General features: G+C 44.7%; 20 protein-coding genes and 1 tRNA gene. 3 read left to right on the forward strand and 18 right to left on the reverse strand.

All coding sequences use genetic code 11. From position 1 onward, the window contains the following. Window positions 1-260: 260 nt before the first annotated feature. From hydG to sufB, 8 genes are all read right to left on the reverse strand, one after another. Window positions 261-1,760, reverse strand: a complete 1,500-nt coding sequence (gene hydG / locus AC5RDS_RS02470; protein ID WP_013613423.1) for a [FeFe] hydrogenase H-cluster radical SAM maturase HydG — start codon at window positions 1,758-1,760, stop codon at window positions 261-263. Window positions 1,761-1,777: 17 nt separating this feature from the next. Next, window positions 1,778-3,568: a DUF5723 family protein gene (locus AC5RDS_RS02475; RefSeq protein ID WP_118102825.1), complete on the reverse strand. Its 1,791-nt coding sequence runs from the start codon at window positions 3,566-3,568 to the stop codon at window positions 1,778-1,780. 140 nt (window positions 3,569-3,708) lie between these two features. Further along, window positions 3,709-4,023 (reverse strand): iron-sulfur cluster assembly protein, encoded by a 315-nt coding sequence (locus AC5RDS_RS02480; protein ID WP_013613421.1) that lies wholly within the window; start codon window positions 4,021-4,023, stop codon window positions 3,709-3,711. A gap of 30 nt (window positions 4,024-4,053) precedes the next feature. Further along, window positions 4,054-4,485, reverse strand: coding sequence for a SufE family protein (locus tag AC5RDS_RS02485; RefSeq protein WP_013613420.1), 432 nt, complete (start codon window positions 4,483-4,485; stop codon window positions 4,054-4,056). 41 nt (window positions 4,486-4,526) lie between these two features. Further along, a complete protein-coding gene (locus AC5RDS_RS02490; protein WP_013613419.1) occupies window positions 4,527-5,750 on the reverse strand; it encodes an aminotransferase class V-fold PLP-dependent enzyme in 1,224 nt (407 codons plus the stop codon). A gap of 6 nt (window positions 5,751-5,756) precedes the next feature. Further along, entirely contained in the window at window positions 5,757-7,118 is a 1,362-nt protein-coding gene (sufD, locus tag AC5RDS_RS02495) for a Fe-S cluster assembly protein SufD (protein ID WP_013613418.1), read from the reverse strand. Window positions 7,119-7,124: 6 nt separating this feature from the next. After that, window positions 7,125-7,880 carry a Fe-S cluster assembly ATPase SufC gene (gene sufC / locus AC5RDS_RS02500; RefSeq protein ID WP_013613417.1) on the reverse strand — a complete coding sequence of 252 codons (756 nt, stop codon included), beginning with the start codon at window positions 7,878-7,880 and terminating at the stop codon, window positions 7,125-7,127. 106 nt (window positions 7,881-7,986) lie between these two features. Then, complete coding sequence (sufB, locus tag AC5RDS_RS02505) at window positions 7,987-9,420, reverse strand: Fe-S cluster assembly protein SufB (RefSeq protein WP_046405523.1); 1,434 nt, start codon at window positions 9,418-9,420, stop codon at window positions 7,987-7,989. Window positions 9,421-9,729: 309 nt separating this feature from the next. Here sufB and thiL point away from each other — a divergent pair, with 309 nt between their 5' ends. Next, window positions 9,730-10,809, forward strand: a complete 1,080-nt coding sequence (gene thiL, locus AC5RDS_RS02510; protein ID WP_013613415.1) for a thiamine-phosphate kinase — start codon at window positions 9,730-9,732, stop codon at window positions 10,807-10,809. Then, window positions 10,806-11,414, forward strand: coding sequence for a hypothetical protein (locus tag AC5RDS_RS02515; protein ID WP_013613414.1), 609 nt, complete (start codon window positions 10,806-10,808; stop codon window positions 11,412-11,414). Before thiL ends, AC5RDS_RS02515 begins: the two co-directional genes overlap by 4 nt. A gap of 29 nt (window positions 11,415-11,443) precedes the next feature. Here the strand turns inward: AC5RDS_RS02515 and rbp are convergent, their stop codons facing one another. Beyond that, entirely contained in the window at window positions 11,444-11,758 is a 315-nt protein-coding gene (rbp, locus tag AC5RDS_RS02520; protein WP_013613413.1) for an RNA-binding regulator, read from the reverse strand. 236 nt (window positions 11,759-11,994) lie between these two features. Between rbp and AC5RDS_RS02525 the strand changes: the two genes are divergently transcribed. Further along, window positions 11,995-12,067: transfer RNA gene (locus tag AC5RDS_RS02525), tRNA-Phe, on the forward strand. 150 nt (window positions 12,068-12,217) lie between these two features. Here AC5RDS_RS02525 and AC5RDS_RS02530 read toward each other — a convergent pair. The 9 genes from AC5RDS_RS02530 to AC5RDS_RS02570 form a co-directional block, all read right to left on the reverse strand. Next, window positions 12,218-12,874, reverse strand: coding sequence for an HAD family hydrolase (locus AC5RDS_RS02530; protein WP_118102823.1), 657 nt, complete (start codon window positions 12,872-12,874; stop codon window positions 12,218-12,220). 287 nt (window positions 12,875-13,161) lie between these two features. Further along, complete coding sequence (locus tag AC5RDS_RS02535; RefSeq protein WP_013613411.1) at window positions 13,162-14,325, reverse strand: TlpA disulfide reductase family protein; 1,164 nt, start codon at window positions 14,323-14,325, stop codon at window positions 13,162-13,164. Between the two features lie 15 nt (window positions 14,326-14,340). Then, a complete protein-coding gene (locus tag AC5RDS_RS02540) occupies window positions 14,341-14,739 on the reverse strand; it encodes a hypothetical protein (protein ID WP_236252561.1) in 399 nt (132 codons plus the stop codon). Next, window positions 14,691-15,221 carry a hypothetical protein gene (locus AC5RDS_RS02545; protein WP_494222195.1) on the reverse strand — a complete coding sequence of 177 codons (531 nt, stop codon included), beginning with the start codon at window positions 15,219-15,221 and terminating at the stop codon, window positions 14,691-14,693. Before AC5RDS_RS02545 ends, AC5RDS_RS02540 begins: the two co-directional genes overlap by 49 nt. A 32-nt stretch (window positions 15,222-15,253) precedes the next feature. Beyond that, on the reverse strand, window positions 15,254-16,027 hold the full coding sequence (locus AC5RDS_RS02550) for a TlpA family protein disulfide reductase (protein WP_013613409.1): 774 nt from the start codon (window positions 16,025-16,027) through the stop codon (window positions 15,254-15,256). 31 nt (window positions 16,028-16,058) lie between these two features. Beyond that, window positions 16,059-17,225 (reverse strand): FecR family protein, encoded by a 1,167-nt coding sequence (locus tag AC5RDS_RS02555; protein WP_118102819.1) that lies wholly within the window; start codon window positions 17,223-17,225, stop codon window positions 16,059-16,061. Window positions 17,226-17,291: 66 nt separating this feature from the next. Further along, window positions 17,292-17,855, reverse strand: coding sequence for an RNA polymerase sigma factor (locus AC5RDS_RS02560; protein WP_013613407.1), 564 nt, complete (start codon window positions 17,853-17,855; stop codon window positions 17,292-17,294). 154 nt (window positions 17,856-18,009) lie between these two features. Further along, complete coding sequence (locus tag AC5RDS_RS02565) at window positions 18,010-18,999, reverse strand: aldo/keto reductase (protein WP_087381260.1); 990 nt, start codon at window positions 18,997-18,999, stop codon at window positions 18,010-18,012. 55 nt (window positions 19,000-19,054) lie between these two features. Beyond that, window positions 19,055-21,478: a glycoside hydrolase family 95 protein gene (locus AC5RDS_RS02570; protein ID WP_013613405.1), complete on the reverse strand. Its 2,424-nt coding sequence runs from the start codon at window positions 21,476-21,478 to the stop codon at window positions 19,055-19,057. Window positions 21,479-21,699: the final 221 nt, after the last annotated feature.

The raw sequence follows: 21,699 nt of genomic DNA on the forward strand, positions 1-21,699 counted from the left end.
AAAAAGTACTGGAATAACCAAAAGAGCAATTGGTTTGTCAAATCGATGTCCCCTGTACCGCCTTTTTACGGCCGCAGGGGGCATCGATCTTATAATTAGTACGTTTTCAGTGACAACGGTTAACTTCTGAAATTTTTGTACCCCTTGAAACCTAAAAAAATAAAACTAGATATGGTACACCTAGAAACTAAGAAAGATTTCAGTTTGAGCACATTTACCTATTTCTTTACCTAAAATATTAGAATGACTCTCCGCTCCGATCACATATATAAATCCCGTTCCCCGGAAGCAATTCGCTTATAATAATTCAGGAAAGTCGGCAATAATTTCTTATCTGTAAAGAAAGACATTCCCTCGATTTCCTGCAACTCTTTTTCGATCAGTTGCTCGCCGATCCGACGGGTTTCTGCCGAAGCATAATCATTCAGGTATTCACGGAAAGTCAGTACGGCATTCAGCTTACAGAATTTACCTTCCACTCCTTTTTCCAGCAAGTTCATGATCTTATCCCCGGTACGTCCGCAACGGTAGCCGGCAGTACAGAAAGAAGTGATGTAACCGTCTCCGGCCAACTCGCGGATCACTTCGTCCAAACTGCGTTCGTCGCCCAGCATAAACTGAACCTTATCGGGATTTTCTTCCTGTACCTTTTTCTCGGAATAGGCTCCGATACCGATTTTCGAAGAAGCATCCGTCTGTGTGCAACCATAATTGATAATTTCACGCCGTAATTCAGCACGCTCCCGGGCCGTGACAATCAAGCCTGTATAAGGCACGGCCAGACGCAACACCGTCACCAATCGGCGGAAAGCATCGTCCCTGACCAAATAAGGCGAATTTTCGCTCACAAACGATCCCAAAGCAGGCTGCATACGCGGAAAGGAAATGGTGTGCGGTCCGATACCGAACTGTCTTTCCAGGTCGTGAGCATGATGAACTAACCCCATCACCTCAAAACGCCAGTCGTACAAACCGAACAGAGCCCCGATAGCCACATCGTCTATCCCTGCATCCATTGCACGATGCATTGCGTACAAACGCCAACGGAAATTTCCTTTAATCGTATTGGCCGGATGCAACTCGGCATAACGTCCCGGATGATAAGTTTCCTGGAACACCTGATAAGTCCCGATTCCGGCACGCCACAGTTTCCGCAGATTCTCTATACTCATCGGCGCCGCATTGATATTGATGCGACGGATATTATTAAAGCCGTTCCCGGTAGGAGTCACCCGTTTGGTTGCATAAATCGTCGCCATACTATCGGCAATATAGTCGGCATCACTTTGGGGATGCTCACCATATACGGCAATCAAACGTTTATGTCCCTCATCGATCACAGCCTCCGTCTCCCGTCTCACCTCCTCCATAGTCAACACATGCCGTTTTTCAGCACAGTTATCACTTCGGAACCCACAATAGACACAACTATTTACGCAGAGGTTGGAACAATATAACGGAGCGAAAAAGACGATCCGGTTGTCATATACTTTCTTTTTTACCTGCAATGCGGCTTCACGCATTTCTTCCAACAGTCCCGGATCTTCTACATTCAACAACACAGCCGTTTCTTCCGGAGATAACAACTTTATATCCAGAGATTTCTGTAAAATATCCCGCACTTGCTGTTTATCCGGCTGACGATATTTTTCAAGATTACCGAAAATCGATTTTTCATCGATAAAGTCTTTTCCGTTTACCAGATATTTTTCTATTTCAGCTGGTTTAATCACTTGCTGAACCCATTCTTTCATGTTCATATCGACTCATATTTCTATTATCTCACCGCCAATCCCCAGGCATCGGCAAATTGCGGATACTTCTTTCTGATCAGGAATACTTCATTCCAACAATCGGTGTGGGTATTGAAAGGGGCGGTAGTCACCCGGTACATGCCATTTTCGTTCCTCAGGATAGCACTTTCTTTAAATCCCATAAATACCAAGCGTTTTCTCAAATTTTCCACTCTTTGTTTACTCTTGAAACTCCCGACAATCACATAATAAGCCCTGATTGAATCACTTTCGGTATCGACTACTTTCTCCTCTTTTATAGGAGCCACCGGATCGACCTCAGGAGCCACCTCTTTATAGACAGTGTCTTTTTTCACCGGAACAGGTGCAATCATCACTTCCAGCGGTTCTTTTTCGGCTGCTTTTTTCTTTTTCTTATGGTCTTTATGTCCGAACAGTAAATTTATCCCGAAACGGGCATTAGCGGACTGTGTATTGGTATAATTGCAAGCCAATAAGTTGTCGGTTTCCAGATAAAGCTGGAACGGGCCGAGTTTTGCGGTCAGACCGGCACCGAGATTCACATAACTTCCCCGGGTAATGCTATATGAAACCGAAGCACTGACATTACGCATCAAGCGTCCGTTCACCGAAGCAGTCAGCGAAGGAATAAACATTTTATCAACTAATGAAGCCCGGAACAACCCTCCGACATAAAAGGTACGGTTCAACTGATAGGTAGCTCCTAAATACAATTTCGGGCTCACCATCGTAGTATAAGCTTTACCTCTGCTTCTCAGCTGCAAACTATCTTTCAATTGGTCTGTCAACTTCGTGAAAGCACTATCGATAGAAATATATCCCACATTGTCTTTATTCACACTATTGGAAATATCGGCCCCTTCCCAGGTAAACCGGGCATCCTGATAAAAATTATACCGAAAATCCTTATTTCCCCAATGAATAAAACCCAAATCCGTCAAACTGGCGAACAATTTAATTTTATCGTTGAATTGATATTCACCTCCCAAATCGATAGCAAAACCGGGATTTTTAGTATTCAGAAAATCCGCAACCCCGATGTCGTCGGTATTGAAGTCGAAATCGTCCCAATCGATCGGCTTGTTGGGTTCGAACGGCAAACCTGTCTGTTCGTTACGAATATTCACCGGAGCGGTGATCCTGATATTCTGCCGGGAATGTATCTTCATCGTTCCATCTTTCTCTGTCACCACATCCAATTCAGAATCCGTCATATGAGCATTCGCAATACCTGCAAGATATTTCAAACGCCCTCCGACGGTAAGCTTACTGTTCACCTGTTTCGACAAACCTAAAGCCACTTCGATATAGGAATTCAGATTGACCCCCAGCTTCCCGAAATCCATAGAGGGATGGTCCGTATTACCATATTTCAGGAAAGTGAACAAATCCTTGTTATAACGAAATAAGAAATCATTTTTCTGAGTGATATCCAAAGTCCCGTACCAACTTTTAGCTTTCACACCGATGGAAAGAATAGAATTTTCATTATTAAAAGCGATGTAATTCCGTTTATGCAATGATTTATAAAACTTATTCACATCCATATAAACCGAATCGTCCCGTTTGAACAACAAATCCTCGACGGTAAACGAAGAGTTCAGATAATTCACGGAAACGCCACTGAGCCCCGGCAGACCGATAAAGACTTTATACTCCGGCTGATAAGCAGGATTTAACCGAAATTGCTGCGGAAGATTTGATAAGAAATAAGATGTATTGTTCCCATCCTGAGCTTTAACAACACTACCTAATGAAAGGATTGCCAGCGCAATCAACAAAATACGCTTCATACACTTCTAATAATTTCAATCACCAATTAATCACAGATTTGACGATGTAAATGTATGTTAAATAAACAAGATATTCAATAAATCCTCCCAATTATATTTTATAAATTTTAATCTTCTTTTCCACTCCTTCTTTTTCCGCTTCAAATATCGTATCCCAACTCCAGCTTAGCCACATCGCTCATCCGGTCGGGCGTCCATGCCGGCTCGAAAACCAGGTTTACGGTAGCACTTTCTATACCTTCGACTTCCATTACCACATCATGCACTTGCTGCACGATCTCATCGGCGATCGGGCATCCGGGAGCCGTGAGGGTCATGTGAATGATCACTTCGGAAGGCTTTGGAAATTCTATATCGTATATCAACCCCAATTCCCAGATATTCACCGGAATCTCCGGATCATAAACCGTGCTCAATTTCTCAATAATCAGATCCCTTGTTATACTGGCAGTCATATCCATCCGTCTTTAATCGTTTAAAATTTCTTACTTCGTATTTTGCGAAGCTGCCTCAGCAGCAATTGCATAGAATTTGATCTGTTTCACCATCGCAAGCAGGCCATTGGAACGGGTAGGCGACAAATGCTGGGTCAATCCGATCTCATCGATAAAATGCAGGTCGGCTTTAGCGATATCCGCCGGCTTCTGTCCGGAAAAGACCCGGATCAACAATCCGGCGATGCCTTTGGTGATAATTGCATCGCTGTCAGCTGTAAAATACAAAAGGCCATCCTGCATATCGGCATGAAACCACACCCTCGACTGGCATCCCTTAATCAGATTTTCTTCGGTCTTATGTGCTTCATCCATCCCTTCCAGACCCGATCCCAACTCGATCAGATAAGCATATTTATCCATCCAATCATCATATATAGAAAATTCATCTATAATTTCCTGTTCTTTTTCCTCGATTGTCATTTTTATCAATTTTTATCCTATCCTTTACAAAAATATAAATATCAGGCCAACTTAAACATTTTAGCCACCCGGTGTAATCCTTCGCAAAACAGATCGATTTCTTCAGAGGTATTGTACATACCGATCGAAGCCCTTACCATACCCGTTACCCCATAATGTTGCATGACCGGTTCGGCACAGAGCTGTCCCGTACGAACAGCGATCCCCATTTTATCTAACAATATGCCTGTATCGGAATGATGTATTTCTCCCAATGCAAAAGACAGGACGGAAGATTTCCGTATAGCTTCGCCAAAAATCCGCATAGCAGGAACCTGCCGCATCCGCTCCATCGCATAGTCCAACAACTGCTGTTCGTAAACAGCGATCTCTGGCAAACCGAGGGATTCAACATAACGAATGGCTTCTCCCAAGCCGATCACCCCGATAAAATCGGGAGTTCCTGCTTCGAATTTAAAAGGAAGCTCGTTATAAGTCGTCTTTTCGAAATGTACTTCTTTGATCATCTCTCCCCCACCTTGCCAGGGAGGCATCCGATTCAGCAAATCCTCCTTACCGTACAACACTCCGACTCCTGTAGGACCATATAACTTATGTCCTGAAAATACAAAAAAATCACAGTCGAGCGCCTGCACATCTATCGGTATATGCTGAACAGCTTGTGCGCCGTCGACCAACACTTTTGCACCGATCCGATGAGCCCGGCCGATCAGCTCTTTTACCGGATTTACCGTCCCCAACACATTCGAAACGTAAGCGACTCCAACTAATTTCACCCGCGGAGTCAATAAAGTATCCAGTTGTGACAGATCGAGCTCCCCTTTATCGTTAAACGGAAGTACTTTCAATACCGCTCCTTTCCGTTCACAGAGCATCTGCCAGGGAACAATATTGGCATGATGCTCCATTTCAGTTACCAGGATTTCGTCACCTTCCCGGATAAAAGCTTCTCCGAAAGAAAAAGCCACCAGGTTGATGCTTTCCGTGGTACCCCGGGTAAAAATAATTTCTTTATCCGAACCGGCATGAATGAATTTCCGGACAATTTCGCGGGCTTCCTCATTGGCATCGGTACATTTATTACTCAAAAAATGGACCCCCCGATGTACATTCGAGTTGTACTTCAGGTAATATTCGTTCATTTTTTCAATGACTTGCAACGGCCGCTGAGTCGTCGCCCCATTATCCAGGTATACCAAGCGTTTTCCGTATACCTGTTCTTCCAATATCGGGAAATCTTTCCGGACTTTTGCAACGTCGAACATATCCGATTATTTTTTACATTGCATAATGCAATTATAACATTTCGATAATTCACCCCTCAGCCGCTTATCGATCAAATCATCGATTTTCACCCGCAGGGGTTCGAGTTTTACCCGCCGGATAATGTCGTGAGCAAACCCGAACATCATCATCATCCGGGCTTCTTCCGGACTGATTCCCCGTGAACGCAGATAGAACATAGCTTCTTCATCGATCTGTCCGACCGTCGCTCCATGGCTACATTTCACATCATCGGCATCGATGATCAGCTGGGGTTTGGCATTTATCCGGGCGGTATCTGTCAGCAATAAGTTGTTATTGGCCTGATAAGCTTCGGTCTTCTGTGCATCCGGCCGCACACGGATACATCCGCTGAAATTTGCCAGTGCAGCATCATCCAGAACACCCTTGAAATGCTCGTTACTCGTACAATGCGGAGCAATATGATCGATGTAAGAAAAGTTATCGACAATCTGTTTTTTATCCTGGATATACATCCCGTACAAATGACATTCTCCCCCTTCTTCATTCAAAGCGACATACATATTGTTCCGGATAGTACCCCCGTACAAGGTCACCAGGTTACTTTCAAAAGTGGAATTACGGTGTTCTGAGACAAATAAAGAATTGATCTGGGAAGCCCCGAGATGTTGATTCTGTACCTGATAATATTCCATATGGGCATTGGGGCCCAAATATACTTCGGTCGTATTGTTGATTAAAAAATCATGCTCTGAAAGCGTGTGATCGCAAACCAGTACAGTCGCTCTGGCATTTTTCCCCAGTACGATCAGGTTACGTTGGAATCCCATCAGATCGGCCTTCGCCCTTAAGAGATTGATAATCTGCAAAGGGCATTCTAAAACGACATCGTCAGGGACATAAACAAATACACCGTCCTGTGCAAATGCCGTATTCAGTGCCACTAAGCCATCCCGGTGAGCGACAGGCGCATAGTGGTTATAATGTTTAGCAAACAGATCAGGGTATTTCACACTCGCTTCCTGCAAACCACAGATAACCACTTCCTCCGGTATTTCGGCTGCCGGATTCCCATCGAACCACCAACCGTTCACGGTCAATACGGGAGTGGTAACCAAATCCGTAACAGCACAGCGGAAAGTTTCGTTCATATCCACCTCCTGCCGGATATATTTCAACACGACGTTATAATCTTTGCCGAATAAGGGCAGCAGATTCAGATAAATATAATCTTCCTGTTTATTCGGGATTCCTCCCAAATCGACAAATTTACGGAATGCTTCCTCCCGGCAACCGTTCATTACCGCGCTGTTTCCTGCATCGAGCAAGGCCCGGCCTTCCCTGAACAAAGTTGCCAAATCGGTATTTATTTTTTCAAAATCGTTCATATCCGACTACTTACCTTTTACTTCTTCCTTGATCCAATCATATCCCTTCTCTTCCAGTTCGGCTACCAGCTCTTTGCCGGCGGTTTTCACAATACGGCCGTCATACAATACATGTACCACATCGGGTACGATATAGTCCAGCAAACGCTGGTAGTGGGTAATGACAATCGTAGCATTCTCCGGCTTTTTCAGTTTGTTCACGCCATTGGCCACCGTTCGTAACGCATCGATATCCAAACCGGAATCCGTTTCATCCAGAATAGCTAATTTCGGTTCGAGAACCGCCATCTGAAAGATTTCGTTTTTCTTCTTTTCTCCCCCGGAAAAACCTTCATTCAGGGAACGGTTCAGCAACTTATTGTCGATCCCGACCAATTCCATTTTCTGGCGGATCATCTTTAAGAAATCCCCGGCCGGATAAGGAGGCTGTCCATGGTATTTACGAATCTCGTTTACTGCCGTCTTCAAAAAATTCACCGTACTCACTCCCGGAATTTCTACCGGATACTGAAAACTAAGGAAAATTCCTTCCCGGGCCCGGTCTTCTGCCGGCATCTCCAGCAGATTTTTACCATTGAATTCCACTTCTCCCTGGGTAACCTCAAAACGTTCACGACCGGTAAGCACAGCAGAAAGCGTACTCTTTCCGGCACCGTTCGGTCCCATGATTGCATGAACTTCTCCGGCTTTGATTTCCAAATCAATGCCTTTCAATATTTCTTTGCCATCTACCGAGGCATGTAAGTTTTTTATCTTTAACATAATCTCACTTCTTTCAGAATGAATTTACTTTTTTATTCTTCTCCCTTTTACTTGTTACCTTCTCCTTTTTAGGCTCCAGCCTTTAGCTTTTTGCTTTTTAGCTTTTTTACCCCACACTTCCCTCCAAACTGATCTGCAACAGCTTTTGTGCTTCCACCGCAAACTCCATCGGCATTTTATTGAGGACATCACCGGCATAACCTTTGATAATCAAGCCCACAGCATCCTCGGTCGAAATTCCCCGCTGGTTGCAATAAAAAATCTGGTCTTCGCCGATTTTAGAGGTTGTCGCCTCATGTTCTACCTGAGCCGTCGAATTCTCGATTTCCAGGTAAGGGAACGTATGTGCCCCACATTTGTCCCCCAGCAATAAAGAATCGCACTGAGAATAATTACGGGCATTTTGGCAGCTCTTCACCACTTTCACTTTTCCCCGGTAAGAGTTACTGCTGAACCCGGCGGAGATACCTTTAGAAACGATCCGGCTACGGGTATTGTTACCGATATGAATCATCTTTGTACCGGTATCCGCCTGCTGATAATTATTGGTAACCGCTACAGAATAAAACTCACTTACCGAGCCATCTCCTTTTAAAATAGTGCTGGGATATTTCCAGGTAATAGCCGAACCGGTTTCTACCTGAGCCCAGATCAAACGGGCATTTTCGCCCCGGCAAATTCCTCTTTTAGTAACGAAATTATAAATTCCGCCTTTCCCGTCCTTATCCCCGGGATACCAATTCTGTACCGTACTGTATTTCACTTCTGCATTTTTCTCGACAACGATTTCCACAATCGCTGCATGCAACTGATTTTCATCGCGTTGAGGAGCGGTACAACCTTCCAGATAACTCACATAAGCCTCATCTTCAGCAACAATCAGTGTACGTTCGAACTGTCCTGTATTCCGGGCATTGATCCGGAAATAAGTAGACAATTCCATCGGACAACGTACCCCTTTAGGAATATAGACAAACGAACCATCGCTGAATACGGCCGAATTCAAAGCAGCAAAATAATTATCATGATAAGGCACGACAGTCCCTAAATATTTCCGTACTAAATCGGGATGATTTTTTACCGCTTCTGAAAAAGAACAGAAGATCACTCCGCGTTCAGCCAGTGTATCTTTAAAGGTAGTCTTTACAGAAACACTGTCCATCACAGCATCGACCGCCATTCCGGACAGGGCCATTTGTTCGCTCAAAGGAATCCCCAGCTTATCGAAAGTAGCCTTCAATTCCGGATCGACCTCTTCCCAACTCTTCGTCTCCTTCTGTTTCGGAGCTGCATAATATACGATATCCTGATAATTGATCTCAGGAATATCCAGTTGAGCCCAACGGGGCATCTTCATCGTCAACCAATGCCGGTAAGCTTTCAACCGAAATTCCAGCATCCAATCCGGTTCCTCCTTCTTGGCGGATATGATCCGGATCACCTCTTCGTTCAAACCTTTACCTATCGTATCGGTTTCGACATTCGTCACAAACCCATACTTATATTCACTTCCGGTAACTTCTTCTATAATATTGTCCATAAAACCTATTGAAACTTGAAAATTGCAACTTGAACCTAAATTCAAAGCCAATCTTACGATTATAATCACAAAAGTAAGAAATTTATTTAACACACATCCAGAGTCAAAGAACCAAAAGTTAAAAAAGTCTGTCCGACCGTAGAATAAAATCCGGAGGATGGTTGATCTGTCTGTTAATTTACACTATTTTTGCAGAAGATAAGCTGTACCTCGGCATAACTTTCAAGCAAGCTTGAAGATTCTGCTCCCGGTTTGCATTATCTTTGCCCGTATAAACAGATCATCAACAAACATACGTTCAATTTTACCATGTCCAATTATACAGAACTTTCTACATTAGGAGAATTTGGTTTGATCGACCACCTGACAAAAACGATTCGATTACAGAATCCCTCTACCCTGAAAGGGATTGGAGACGACGCAGCCGTCCTGGATTATGGCAATAAAAAAATCCTCGTCAGTACAGACATGCTGATCCAAGGTATTCATTTCGATCTGACTTATACCCCCCTAAAACATTTGGGATATAAATCGGTAGCCGTCAATGCCAGCGATATCTATGCGATGAACGGCATTCCGAAACAGATCACGCTCTCCCTCGCTGTCTCGAACCATTTTTCTGTCGAAGGGCTGGAAGAGTTTTATGCCGGCCTATATCTGGCCTGTGAAAAGTACGGGATCGACCTGGTCGGAGGCGATACAACTTCTTCTAAAACCGGCATGTGCATCAGCATCACGGTATTGGGAGAAGCCGATGAACAGGATATCGTCTATCGGAATACAGCCAAAGAGAATCAACTGATCTGCGTCAGCGGAGACCTGGGAGCAGCCTATATGGGATTACAATTGCTGGAAAGAGAAAAATTAGTTTTTCAGGGAGACGAAAATGCCCAACCCGATTTCGCCGGTTATGAATATATCCTGGAACGCCAACTGAAACCGGAAGCCCGTAAAGATATCGTTCAACAGTTTAAAGAAAAAAATATCCTTCCGACGGCCATGATCGATATCTCGGATGGTCTGGCTTCGGAAATCATGCACATTTGCAAAGATTCCGGGATCGGCTGTAACATTTATGAAGAAAAAATACCGATCGATTACCAAACGTTCAAAATGGCGGAAGAGCTCAATATGAATGCTACGGTATGCGCCTTATCCGGAGGAGAAGACTATGAACTCTTGTTCACCGCTCCTTTAGAGCATTACGACCTGCTGACCGCTATGCCGGGAATCAGCGTGATCGGCCATACCTGCAAAGCCTCTGAAGGATGTTATATGACTACCCGCGACGGGAATACTTTCGAATTAAAAGCCCAGGGATGGCAGAATTTTTCTTCAACAACGGCTGCCGGGGAAAGTGAAAATAAAAAAGCAAAGGAGGACAGATGAGCAGAGATTTAGAAGATGTTTTACGGGAAATCGGGGAACTGAGTAATATACATGCAGACCGTAAAAAACTGCGGGCCAACTTGCGGGAGATCAGAGACCACCGTCTGGCTTATTACAATCAAAGCAACGAAAAGGAGTTGCAGGCCGAATTTTCAGATGCCCTGTTTAAAATTCTTTTACTGGAATTAGATGAAGAAGAAGAAGAAAGCATCGAGATAGCAGAACTGGCTTATCTGGGCTTGGGGCATATTTTCAGACGACCGGAATTACCGACCCCCGAGCTTTATAAACGCAGGTTATTGCTTTTGCATTATTTCTGTGATTATTTTACCGATTCCATCATCGAAGTATTTCTCTCCAAATATCGGGAGGACAACATATTACAGGCGAGAAGTCTGGCTATCGAATGTCTGGAGAAGATGCAGTTGTCGGATATGTTTTATCTGGAAGAAAATGCAACCGATTTTATCGACGGAGATGAACAACTATCGGACGCTTGCAACGGTATCGAAACAGATCCGCGTTTATCTGAGGAGGAAAAAGCCAATGCAGCCTTACTACACAAGGTTTTATACGCTTACCTGAAAGCCAAATACAAAAACTGAGAGCTTTGAGCTCTCAGTACCCTTCTCAATTAATGATTCGGATTAAATCTCCTTTCGCCACCCCGGGGAGAAAATGAACGATGACCTCTGTTTTCACCTTCTTCTCTCGGACGAGCTTTTTTCACTACTATCTTTCTTCCTTGAAATTCCGACTCGTTAAGAGCATTAATAGCATTCATTCCTTCGGTTTCATCCTCCATTTCAACGAAACCAAAACACTTTGAATTGCCGGTTTCCTTGTCCATAATTACTTTTGCTGAAGAAACAGTACCGAATTCTCCAAAGAGAGTTGCGAGATCGTCACCTGTTGTGGCGGAACTCATTTTTGCTACAAAAATATTCACAATAAAAAATATTAAAAAAATGATTAAACATATAGAAGGGTACGTAGAGCTATATTTTTAGTTACAAAAACACAAAACTAAGATTCTTCTATCGACACAAATATAAAGTAAATTATTAATACTCAGAAAAAAAATCTCCCGATAATTTACAACAATAAAAATATTTTCATTTTTTCTTTGCATTTTATTTGCACATTCCAACAAAAGCTCTACCTTTGCACACGCAATGAAACGCTGGTGGCATAGCTCAGTCGGTAGAGCAAAGGACTGAAAATCCTTGTGTCCCTGGTTCGATTCCAGGTGCTACCACTTCCCGATAAGCAGCTACATAAGTAGCTGCTTATTTTTATATTCCCCCCGTTCATGGAGCAATCGAAATCCGATAGTCAAGCATAACCGGATTACTATCGCTTGTAATACCAACCGATAGAGACCACAGCCGACACGATGCACACTCATTTACGGTAAAAGTAAGTTCTGTAGCTCCCCGATCGAATCTACCACATAATCCGCCCCAGCAGTTTCCAGTTCTTCCCGGGAGCCATATCCATATACACACCCAACCGAACTCACTCCCGCATGCTTCGCCCCGAGTATGTCGAATTTACGGTCACCGACCATAATTACTTCGGAAAGAGATACAACCTCCTTAGTCTTCAGTACATAATCGATCACCTCTTCTTTAGTCGAGCGTACTCCGTCCAAAGTAGCCCCTCCGACAAAGGAAAAATAAGCGGCAAGCTGAAAATGATCCAATATTTTCCGGGCGAATACTTCCGGCTTAGAAGTAGCCACCATCATAGTCTTTCCCGCCTGACACAAACGATCCAACAACTCAGGCATCCCCGGATATACCTCGTTTTCAAGCCAGCCCACAGTCGCAAAACGTTCTCTATACTTCAAGATCGCTTCTTGCGCCTGAGCTTCGGATAAACGATAGAATTCCTGAAATGAATCCAACAAAGGCGGTCCGATAAAAGGACACAACTCCTGCAAATCCTTCACCTCAATCCCCAAATGCCGTAAAGCATACTGCACACAGGTGGTAATTCCTATCATCGGATCGGTCAGCGTCCCATCTAAATCCCATAAAATATATTTACAATTTTTTTCCATTATTCCTCTTTTAAATTCGAAAGTTTACCTGCCTCAACGTTACTTCGTTCCTGATCAGTGCCGCCTTTCAGATTTCTGATTAGCGAACCTTCAGTTCTGATGGGGGGAATTTTATCCGGAACATAGTTCCGCCGATCAAGGTAATGCTAATCCGAATCCGATGGATAATACCATAATTCAGCTTTTTCTACAAAGATAATCTTAAAATAGCAAATGACAAGTCCGGCAGACTTTCAGCGATCGAAAATCTACCGGACTACAATCCTCCCCTCCAGCCTGTCAATTGATCACAAACGCTCTTCCAGCCATTCTACCAACTGATGTTTATCTTTTGCCTGTCCGATGATCTTTCCGTCAGGCCCGATCAAAATCAAAGTAGGCAAATAAGGTGCGGCATACATCGTGATCACCCTGGCCGGTTTGTATGGCTCAGGGAATTCATCGATTACCTGTTTCCATGGCAATTGATCCTGTTCCAAGGCTTTCAGCCAGTCCTCCCTGCGGCTGTCGTTGGTCACTCCCAGGATCTCGAACCCTTTATCCTTAAAGCGGGCATAAATCTTTTTCATTTCGGGGAACGAAGCCCGGCAAGGGCGACACCACGAAGCCCAAAAATCCAGCAACACGTATTTACCCCGCAAATCCGACAAAGCCAGCCGGCTTCCGTCCGGCGTCTCCAGCGAAAAATCGGGAGCCGGTTGCCCCGGCCGTACCCGCTCGCGGATAGCAATCTCCTCGCGCACCTCTGCCGCCATAGGACTATTCTGCACTTTAGGATCCAAAACGGAAAATACTTCCTTCAACTCTTCCAACGTCATATCGTTCCACATCATCCGCAGATTCAAAACGGACGACTCCACCGTGCGGTTTTCCCGTATAAGCTCCAACTGCCGTTGGCGTACAGCTTCGGAAAAGCGTTCGGACAAAGGCTCCGTTTCGTCCTGCAATTTATAATAGGCTTCGGTATCCGTATTCCTCAATCCGGCCATTTTCTGTTGTGCCTCGGCATATTCCTTGTGCTCCGGGGCTTTTAATATCTGCCCGTATACTCCGGCGATCTTCTCATACACTTCCTGGTTCAAACTCCCTTCCACCGTTTGTCCGCCGATCGAACGGTAGCCATACCGTTCGATCACATCTTTCCAGGCAGCCATCACCCGGATCGGGGAATTCTCTGCAATAAATCCCAGACTTGCCGGCTGATCGCTATCAGGACACACCTTTACAGTGACGGAAACCGGGGATTCCAAACGCCCTTCGAACACGAATTTTCCATTCCGCATATTCACCGTATCTCCCATCGTCGGTTCCCCGAAACCTGCCGATTGTAACAATATGGCTTTTCCGTCACCAGCCCCTTCAATGTTGCCGGTAATCCGGTAACCGTCTGCCGGGGCTGTGCAAGCAGCCACCCCAAAAAGGATACCCCCTATTATCATTTGTGTTTTCATATCATAATTTTTTATTTATTTCAATACAATTTTTTTCTCTGTCGGAGTCATGCAAATCATATGTTTCAAATCTTCCATCCTAGCCGCATGATTTTTCATCGTTTCCACGTTCAGGGCATAAGCCCGGCGGGTAGCCGAAAAAGCACGAAGCGTAATATCATGCCGGGTGATAATGCGGTCGTTATATTTGCGGGCGACCGGCGTTTGGCCGGCAAAACCGGCAATATACACCACAGCATTGGCAAACACATCCCGGGCCTCTTCCGTCATATCGTCGGGCGAAGCAGCAAATCCCCAGTGGAGAAAGTTACCATGCCTTCCGATCGCCACAGCATCCCATGTCTTACCCGAAACGCCACCGGAAATTATCTCAGCTTCAGGCGAATCCTCGAAACCACCGGGCCGCGATACCATGCCGACACGGAGCTCCGCTTCGACATATACCCTTCTTTCTGCACCCGCCACATCGGTAAAGAATCGGGAGCTATGGTATCATCGATATAAGGCAGCGTCCGCATCGGTTTCTTCACCATCGGACGGTCGAAGTCGGGAGGCAAATAACCGGTTTTTTCATACCGGGTCAGGCGGCCTGAACTATCCCTTTCCATAATGCCCGGCAGGATAGGAGCCGGCCGACCGTCCATCACCGTTACATCATAATTGTCCGACAATTCCGGCCGGTAGGCTTTGGCCCGGATCACCGTCACCTGCCGGAAATAGCGTTTCAACATCTTGTCAAAGGAAGCCATACGTTTCGCACTGCTTTGTGCCAACACCGCCGAATCGGGACGGTTACCGACATAATCGACATCCGGCGAACCGCCGACATACAACACTTTCAGGTTACTTTTACGGATCCCGGCCTGTAAACCTCCGGACAGGCACAAACAAAGCACTATACCAATGATTGTTTTTATTTTCTTTGTATTTAATTCCCGAATACTTCCTTCAATTTTTCATCCATTTTTTCGTGAGATTCTCCACCTCCCCCATAACGTCCGATAATCATTCCTTCTTTATCGATTAAAATTTTCGTCGGTAAAGAGTGAATTCCATACAGCTCGCTGATATCTTCCGAGCGATCGAAGTCTTTTCCATCGAACTTCAATCCACGCAATACGTGATGAAACATCCCGATGTCATCTTTCTTTACAGCTGTCCGCCATTTAGCCTCGTCCGGATCGTCGTCGGACACACACACCACTTCCAGGCCCTGATCTTTATACTTTCTATACAATTCTTTCAAATGGGGATTACTTTTCCGACAGGGAACACACCAACTGGCCCAGAAATCGATAATCACGTATTTTCCCCTGAGGTCTGCCAACGAAAACATTTCTCCGTCGATATCCTTTTTGCTGAATATGGCAGCAGGACTGCCCGGAGAACCATTTTTCAACTTTTGAATTTCCTGATATACTTCTTGCCCCAGCTTACTTTTCTTTACCCGTTCACTCAAACGATCGAAAACAGCCTGTGCTTCGGGATAAGTCATGGAACTGACTTTATATCTCAATTGTCCTGCAGTCACATACGAATCGATATGTGTTGCTATAAACCGATCAGTAATTTTTCCCATTTCTTCGTAAAACGGCTCCATTTTATCTTTGATTTCGGTAGACTTTTCAGGATCTTTCTCTTTTCTATAAGCATCGTTCAAAGCCTTCATTCGATTCCGGACAGCTATTAACTCTTTATTCAACGCCTGCGCTTCCTGTCCGGTTAACGAACGTTTAATCTACAATTATCGTCTTGCCTTTCACCTCGAAACGGACATGGGAAGTTTTTTCAATGACCTTCAACATATCGTCGATTTCCCGATAACGGGGCAGGCTTCCACTGAAATGACGGTTACGGGAAATATTATTACGGAAAAAGACTTCGATATCGTACCACAAAGACAATTCATCCATAATCTGTTCGATCGATTTATCTTCAAAAATATAGACTCCTGATTTCCAACCGATATAATTAGATACATCGACATTTTTAATCTCGGTCTCACCGATCAAGCGATCGAACTGCGCCAACTGACCGGGCTTCAGCATTTTTTCAGCGGATCGTTCGGTTTTTATCGAAACAGCTCCCCGTACCAAAGTGGTCTGTACATAATCGGCAACCCGGGTATTGATATTAAACTCCGTCCCATACACCTTCACCTCGATATCGTCCGTCACGACAACAAAAGCTTTCTGCCGATCGTGAGCAACCTGAAAATAAGCTTCTCCTTTTAAATACACCCTTCTCATATCTCCTGCAAAATGTACCGGATACTTCAATTCAGAAGCGGAATTCAACCACACCCTGGTCCCATCACTCAGTACAATTGCATACTCACCTCCCCGAGGTACGATCAACTGATTCTCGGTATCTTCAATCCCTGCAGTCAGCGTATCGGAATAGATTAAACCATGATTACTGTTTTTAGCCTTTACCCCCTCTCCAATCTCGACATCAGCGGTTTCCGGATTCAGATTTACAGTCTTTCCCTCCCCGGTTACCAAAATAGCCTTTTGTGTTCCGGGCAAAATAGTCGCCGTCGGCCGGTTTTCGGTCAATAAGGGCTCTTTTACGGATGAAGTCACCTGCCACCATAAAAAGCAAGCCATCCCTACCGACAAGATACACGAAGCAGCCAGCCACCCCCCTATCCGTACCATCCGGTGCCTTCTTTTTCTACGTTCTGCAACGGTTAACCTGACTTCGTAGGAAGCTTTGAACCGACGAATTCGTTCTTCCGTAGGCCGGAAACTTTCCGGAGAACACAAAAAAGTTTTTATTTCCCGGTAAAATTCCCGGTGTTCCGAAGATTCATCCAACCAAGCATTCAGCAGGTTCCGTTCTTCTTCAGATATATCCGATAATACACTCCGCTTTAAAAGTACCCAATCGATCTTCATGATCTTTAATTTTAGATACCTCTTAAACACGAAAAGATAAAATTTGTTTACAGGAAAAGTATTTTTTTAAAGAAAAGGAGTAAAAAAAAGAATAACGGCCAGATCATATTCCGCAAAACGCTGCCTTAACATCTCCATACCCCGGTGAGTTTGTACCCTCGCAGTACTTTCGGAAATATCGAGTTCTTCGGCTATTTCCTCAAATTTTTTCCCTTCAAAAAAACGCCGCCGACACACCTCCCGGCATTTTTCGGGTAACTCCAGCATCACCTCCTGAATTTTCCGCAACACTTCTTCTTCCTCTATCCAATCGACATTATCCGACCATAGACAAGCTTCCGCATATAAATTCATACGCCGGTCTTCCACCTTACGGTCCCGCAAATAATTAAAACAACGATTCCGCACACTATTAAAAAGATACGACTTTAAAGAAAGGTCGTAATTCAGGATTTCCGATTTTTCATACAGACTGATAAAAATTTCCTGCACAATATCATTAGCCACATCCTCCCGAAACACAACGCGGACAGCAAAGGTAAAGAGCCGCTCGAAATACTTATCGAACAATATCGAATAAGCTTTCCGATCGTTCTTGCGTAAATATTTTATTAAAATTTCATCTTCCACGCCTCACCAGAATATTTATCATCTATTTTTACAAAAATATCTTAAATTTCCAATCGGGCAAGAGAAATAATGCAATTTTTTGATAAAACAATTAAATAGTCCAATCGAGGACGATATCAAGTTTTATCCCTGAACCGACCCAAAATAAGAATAATCATTTCAACATCTGATCGATTTGCTGATTGATAAATTGTAATTCTTCAGGAGTCAGGATTATATCGGCAGCTTTCGCATTCTGAATCGCCTGCTCCGGATTGCGGGCCCCGACCAAAGCAACGGTAATTCCGGGATGTTCGATCGTCCAGCGGATCACCAATTGTCCGAGAGTCGCTTTTTTCTCATCAGCCAAAGGTTGCAATTTTTCTAAAAAAGCATTCGTTCTTTTAATGCTTTCGTCTGTAAAAAAAGGGTTTTCTTTCCGATGATCGCCTTCAGCAAATCGGTATCCGGGTTGCATCTTACCGGTAAGTAAGCCACGTTCAAGCGGACTATAAGCGATCACCGATTTTTCATTACGGATACAATAAGGTATAATATCCCGGTCCATCCCCCGATTAACCATACTATAAGGAATCTGATCCGATACCAGATCGATCAGTTTAGCGGCATCTTCCAACAAAGCAGCATCATAATTACACACACCTGCATAACGTACTTTTCCTTGCTCTATCAAACGCTCTACTGCCTCGAAAGTCTCACTCAAAGGAGTCGTAGCATCCGGCCAATGGATCTGATAGAGGTCTATATAATCCGTACCGAGCCGCCGCAGACTGTCTTCACACTCTTTGATGACACTCTCTTTGCCGGCATATTTGTAAATATCTATAGGGTTGTCCTGATTATCTTTGCTTTTAAAAGCGAATTCACCTTGTGGCAAATCCCATCTCATACCGAATTTGGTCAGAATCTGTACCTGATCACGGGGAATACCCCGGATAGCCTCTCCAACAATCCGCTCACTCTCGCCTTGTCCATAAATCGGTGCTGTATCGATAGAAGTCACTCCACCATCGTAGGCCGCTTTTATGGCTTTTACAGCTTCGTCACGATTCGATTTTCCCCACATCCATCCTCCGGCAGCCCGAGAGCCGAAGGTGATAGCGGATAAGGTCAAGTCAGTATGGGCTAATGTTCTATATTCCATAATAGTTTTATCATCGATTGAAAACCCTTAAAATACGAAATAACCACCTCAGGAGTTACAACTTATATTTCATCACAATCTCACATTGTTCCCCTTCATCCAAAGCCAGATGGATAAAACCATTCTGAATATCATGCTGTTGCCGGTCTACTTCTACCCGTTTCACTTGCTCCGGAATTTTCAACTTAAAAGCAGATTTTACCCTGGAATGTAAAGTCAGCTTCTCCAGCCGGCCGGCTTTCCAACTTGCATCGACGACACCTCCCCCACGTACACACAAGCCTTTAAAACTCCCCTCTTTCCAGACAGCAGGCAGAGCAGGCAAAACCTCGATAAATCCCTGCTGGCTCTGAATCAACATCTCGGCAATACCGGCACAACCGCCTAAATTACCATCGATCTGAAAAGGCGGATGGGCACAAAACAAATTGGGATAAGTTCCCCCGCCGGTATAATCTACTTTACCGCCGGTAACCACCGGTTTCAATAAATTTTTAAGCAATTCCAAAGCTTTGTCTCCCTCTTGCAACCTGGCCCAGAAATTTATTTTCCAAGCCATCGACCAACCGGTACCTCCATCTCCACGCCGTTGAAGTGTCTTACGGGCAGCTTCGGCCAATTCCGGGGTTTTGGCCAGGGATATCTGATTCGAAGGATACAAACCGAACAGATGGGAGACATGACGATGCCGGGGATCCACTTCCTCATAGTCTTCAAGCCATTCCTGCAAATATCCCCCTTTCGGACTGATTTGCATCGGCGGTAATTTATCCAACGCTTTCTCCAAAGAATCCGCAAATGCAGCATCTATCTCTAATAAGCGGGCAGCCTGTATTGTATTAGAAAATAACTCCCTGATAATCTGAGTATCCATAGCCGGCCCCATACAAACACTGACTTCCTTTCGGGTACCAGGCATATAAAAAGCATTTTCAGGCGAAGAGGAAGGGGCTGTAACCAGCCACCCCTGTGTAGGTTCCTCGATCATAGAAGAAAGGAAAAAACGGGAGGCTCCGCTTAACACGGGATAGACCTCCCTGAGGTACTCCTGATCGAGTGTAAAAGCATAATGTTCCCACAAATGCTCACAAAGCCAGGCCCCGCCGGTATTCGTGGCTCCCCAGGAAGCATGTTCTCCCGGAGCAGTAAAACGCCAGGGATTCGTCATCATATGAGCCACCCAGCCCTGAGCTCCATAAAAAGAATGAGCGGTGACCTCACCCGAAGTCACCAAATCCTTTACCAGATTTTTCAACGGAGTATGCAATTCCGATAAATTGACGATCTCTACCGGCCAATAATTCATTTGCAAATTGATATTCAGGTGATAATCGCCATTCCAAGGGGTTTGTACACTATTCGCCCACAATCCCTGCAAATTCAAAGGAAACGAATTTTCCCGCGTACCACTGATCAACAAATACCGGCCGTACTGAAAATACAAAGCGACCAAACCGGGATCTTCTTGTTCCTGAAAACGGGCCAAGCGCTGATCGGTAGGCAAAATATCCTGCGGAGTTCCTAAATCCAATTCCACGCGGTTGTATTTATATCGCCAGGCAGAATCATGCCGCTCCAACAAATAACCATAATCCATATTACCGGCAATCTGCATCAATTTTTCGACCCGCTCCGGGTAATCTGCCGCCCAAAGACTTGTCCCGGCGGACACCAGGACATAAGCCGTCGTCGCTTCTTTGACATGTATACAAGCCGAATCGGCCACTTGCCGGCCATCTGCAGTCCATACTTTCAGCTGCACCATATATTTCGTTCCGGCCTTCCCTTTCCCGTTATCCAATTGTCCTTCCATATAAACCACCCCATCATTAGCATAACAAGTGTAATTTTCAGGTCGGTCGATAGCAACATCAAAATCCAGCATTCCTTTCCGGTCGGCAGTCAACTTCATGATCATCACATCTTCTGTCTGGGAAACGAAATATTCCCGCCGGTATTTCACCTTACCTTTCCGGAAACAGGTCCAAGCCAAAGCTTTGTCCAAAGATAATCCTCTCTCATAAGCGGAATAACCGACATCGCTACTATCCGGGAAATGATATTGTAAATGCAGATTACCTAACAATTGAAAAGCGCCGTAAGGAGCGTTCGCCCCCTGTCCGAAAGCCGATCCTTGTCCTCCGCAAGCAAAGTGTTTATACATCAGTTCCTGGGCCTCATCGTTTTTTCCTTCCAATAACAGCCGGCGAATCTCAGGCAGATACTTCAAAGCTTCGGGATTACGAGTATCCTGAAAACTACCGGACCACATCGTAATATCGTTCAGGACGATAGTCTCCTGAACGACTCCCCCATCGGGCATCATCCCCAAACGTCCGTTTCCCAAAGGCAAAGTTTCCTCCCACCGCTCAGCCGGACGGGTATACCACAATTTAAGATCCGGTCGGGGCTGACAAGAACATACCGGGTAGATAAATCCCAACCAGACCGCCCATTGTACGAAAGTCATGTGTTTCATCTGTTCTGATTTAGCCGTTCCTAAGAATAGACAAATATATTTAATAAACGGTATTTATGTACATGTTTACATTAAATGTAGAATTATTTTGGTCCTTGTTCGTCTTCGGTATTCGTGTTCGGGGACCCGGTCGCTTCTGTCGGTCATCTAGCTTTTTCTTTCACTGACCGGCGGAACTCCTCACTTCGTTCGTCAGACACCACCGGTCGGGCGTTCAGAAA

This window comes from Odoribacter sp. (genome assembly GCF_985060555.1).

Bases quoted from the DNA above. Each gene is read 5' to 3' on its own strand.
- AC5RDS_RS02565 (WP_087381260.1), bottom strand. From the start codon at position 18,999: ATGGAATATAGAACATTAGCCCATACTGACTTGACCTTATCCGCTATC.
- AC5RDS_RS02535 (WP_013613411.1), bottom strand. From the start codon at position 14,325: ATGAAAACACAAATGATAATAGGGGGTATCCTTTTTGGGGTGGCTGCT.
- sufB (WP_046405523.1), bottom strand. From the start codon at position 9,420: ATGGACAATATTATAGAAGAAGTTACCGGAAGTGAATATAAGTATGGG.
- thiL (WP_013613415.1), top strand. From the start codon at position 9,730: ATGTCCAATTATACAGAACTTTCTACATTAGGAGAATTTGGTTTGATC.
- AC5RDS_RS02475 (WP_118102825.1), bottom strand. From the start codon at position 3,568: ATGAAGCGTATTTTGTTGATTGCGCTGGCAATCCTTTCATTAGGTAGT.
- AC5RDS_RS02490 (WP_013613419.1), bottom strand. From the start codon at position 5,750: ATGTTCGACGTTGCAAAAGTCCGGAAAGATTTCCCGATATTGGAAGAA.
- sufC (WP_013613417.1), bottom strand. From the start codon at position 7,880: ATGTTAAAGATAAAAAACTTACATGCCTCGGTAGATGGCAAAGAAATA.
- AC5RDS_RS02480 (WP_013613421.1), bottom strand. From the start codon at position 4,023: ATGACTGCCAGTATAACAAGGGATCTGATTATTGAGAAATTGAGCACG.
- sufD (WP_013613418.1), bottom strand. From the start codon at position 7,118: ATGAACGATTTTGAAAAAATAAATACCGATTTGGCAACTTTGTTCAGG.
- AC5RDS_RS02515 (WP_013613414.1), top strand. From the start codon at position 10,806: ATGAGCAGAGATTTAGAAGATGTTTTACGGGAAATCGGGGAACTGAGT.
- AC5RDS_RS02555 (WP_118102819.1), bottom strand. From the start codon at position 17,225: ATGAAGATCGATTGGGTACTTTTAAAGCGGAGTGTATTATCGGATATA.
- AC5RDS_RS02540 (WP_236252561.1), bottom strand. From the start codon at position 14,739: ATGGTATCGCGGCCCGGTGGTTTCGAGGATTCGCCTGAAGCTGAGATA.
- hydG (WP_013613423.1), bottom strand. From the start codon at position 1,760: ATGAACATGAAAGAATGGGTTCAGCAAGTGATTAAACCAGCTGAAATA.
- AC5RDS_RS02485 (WP_013613420.1), bottom strand. From the start codon at position 4,485: ATGACAATCGAGGAAAAAGAACAGGAAATTATAGATGAATTTTCTATA.
- AC5RDS_RS02570 (WP_013613405.1), bottom strand. From the start codon at position 21,478: ATGAAACACATGACTTTCGTACAATGGGCGGTCTGGTTGGGATTTATC.
- AC5RDS_RS02530 (WP_118102823.1), bottom strand. From the start codon at position 12,874: ATGGAAAAAAATTGTAAATATATTTTATGGGATTTAGATGGGACGCTG.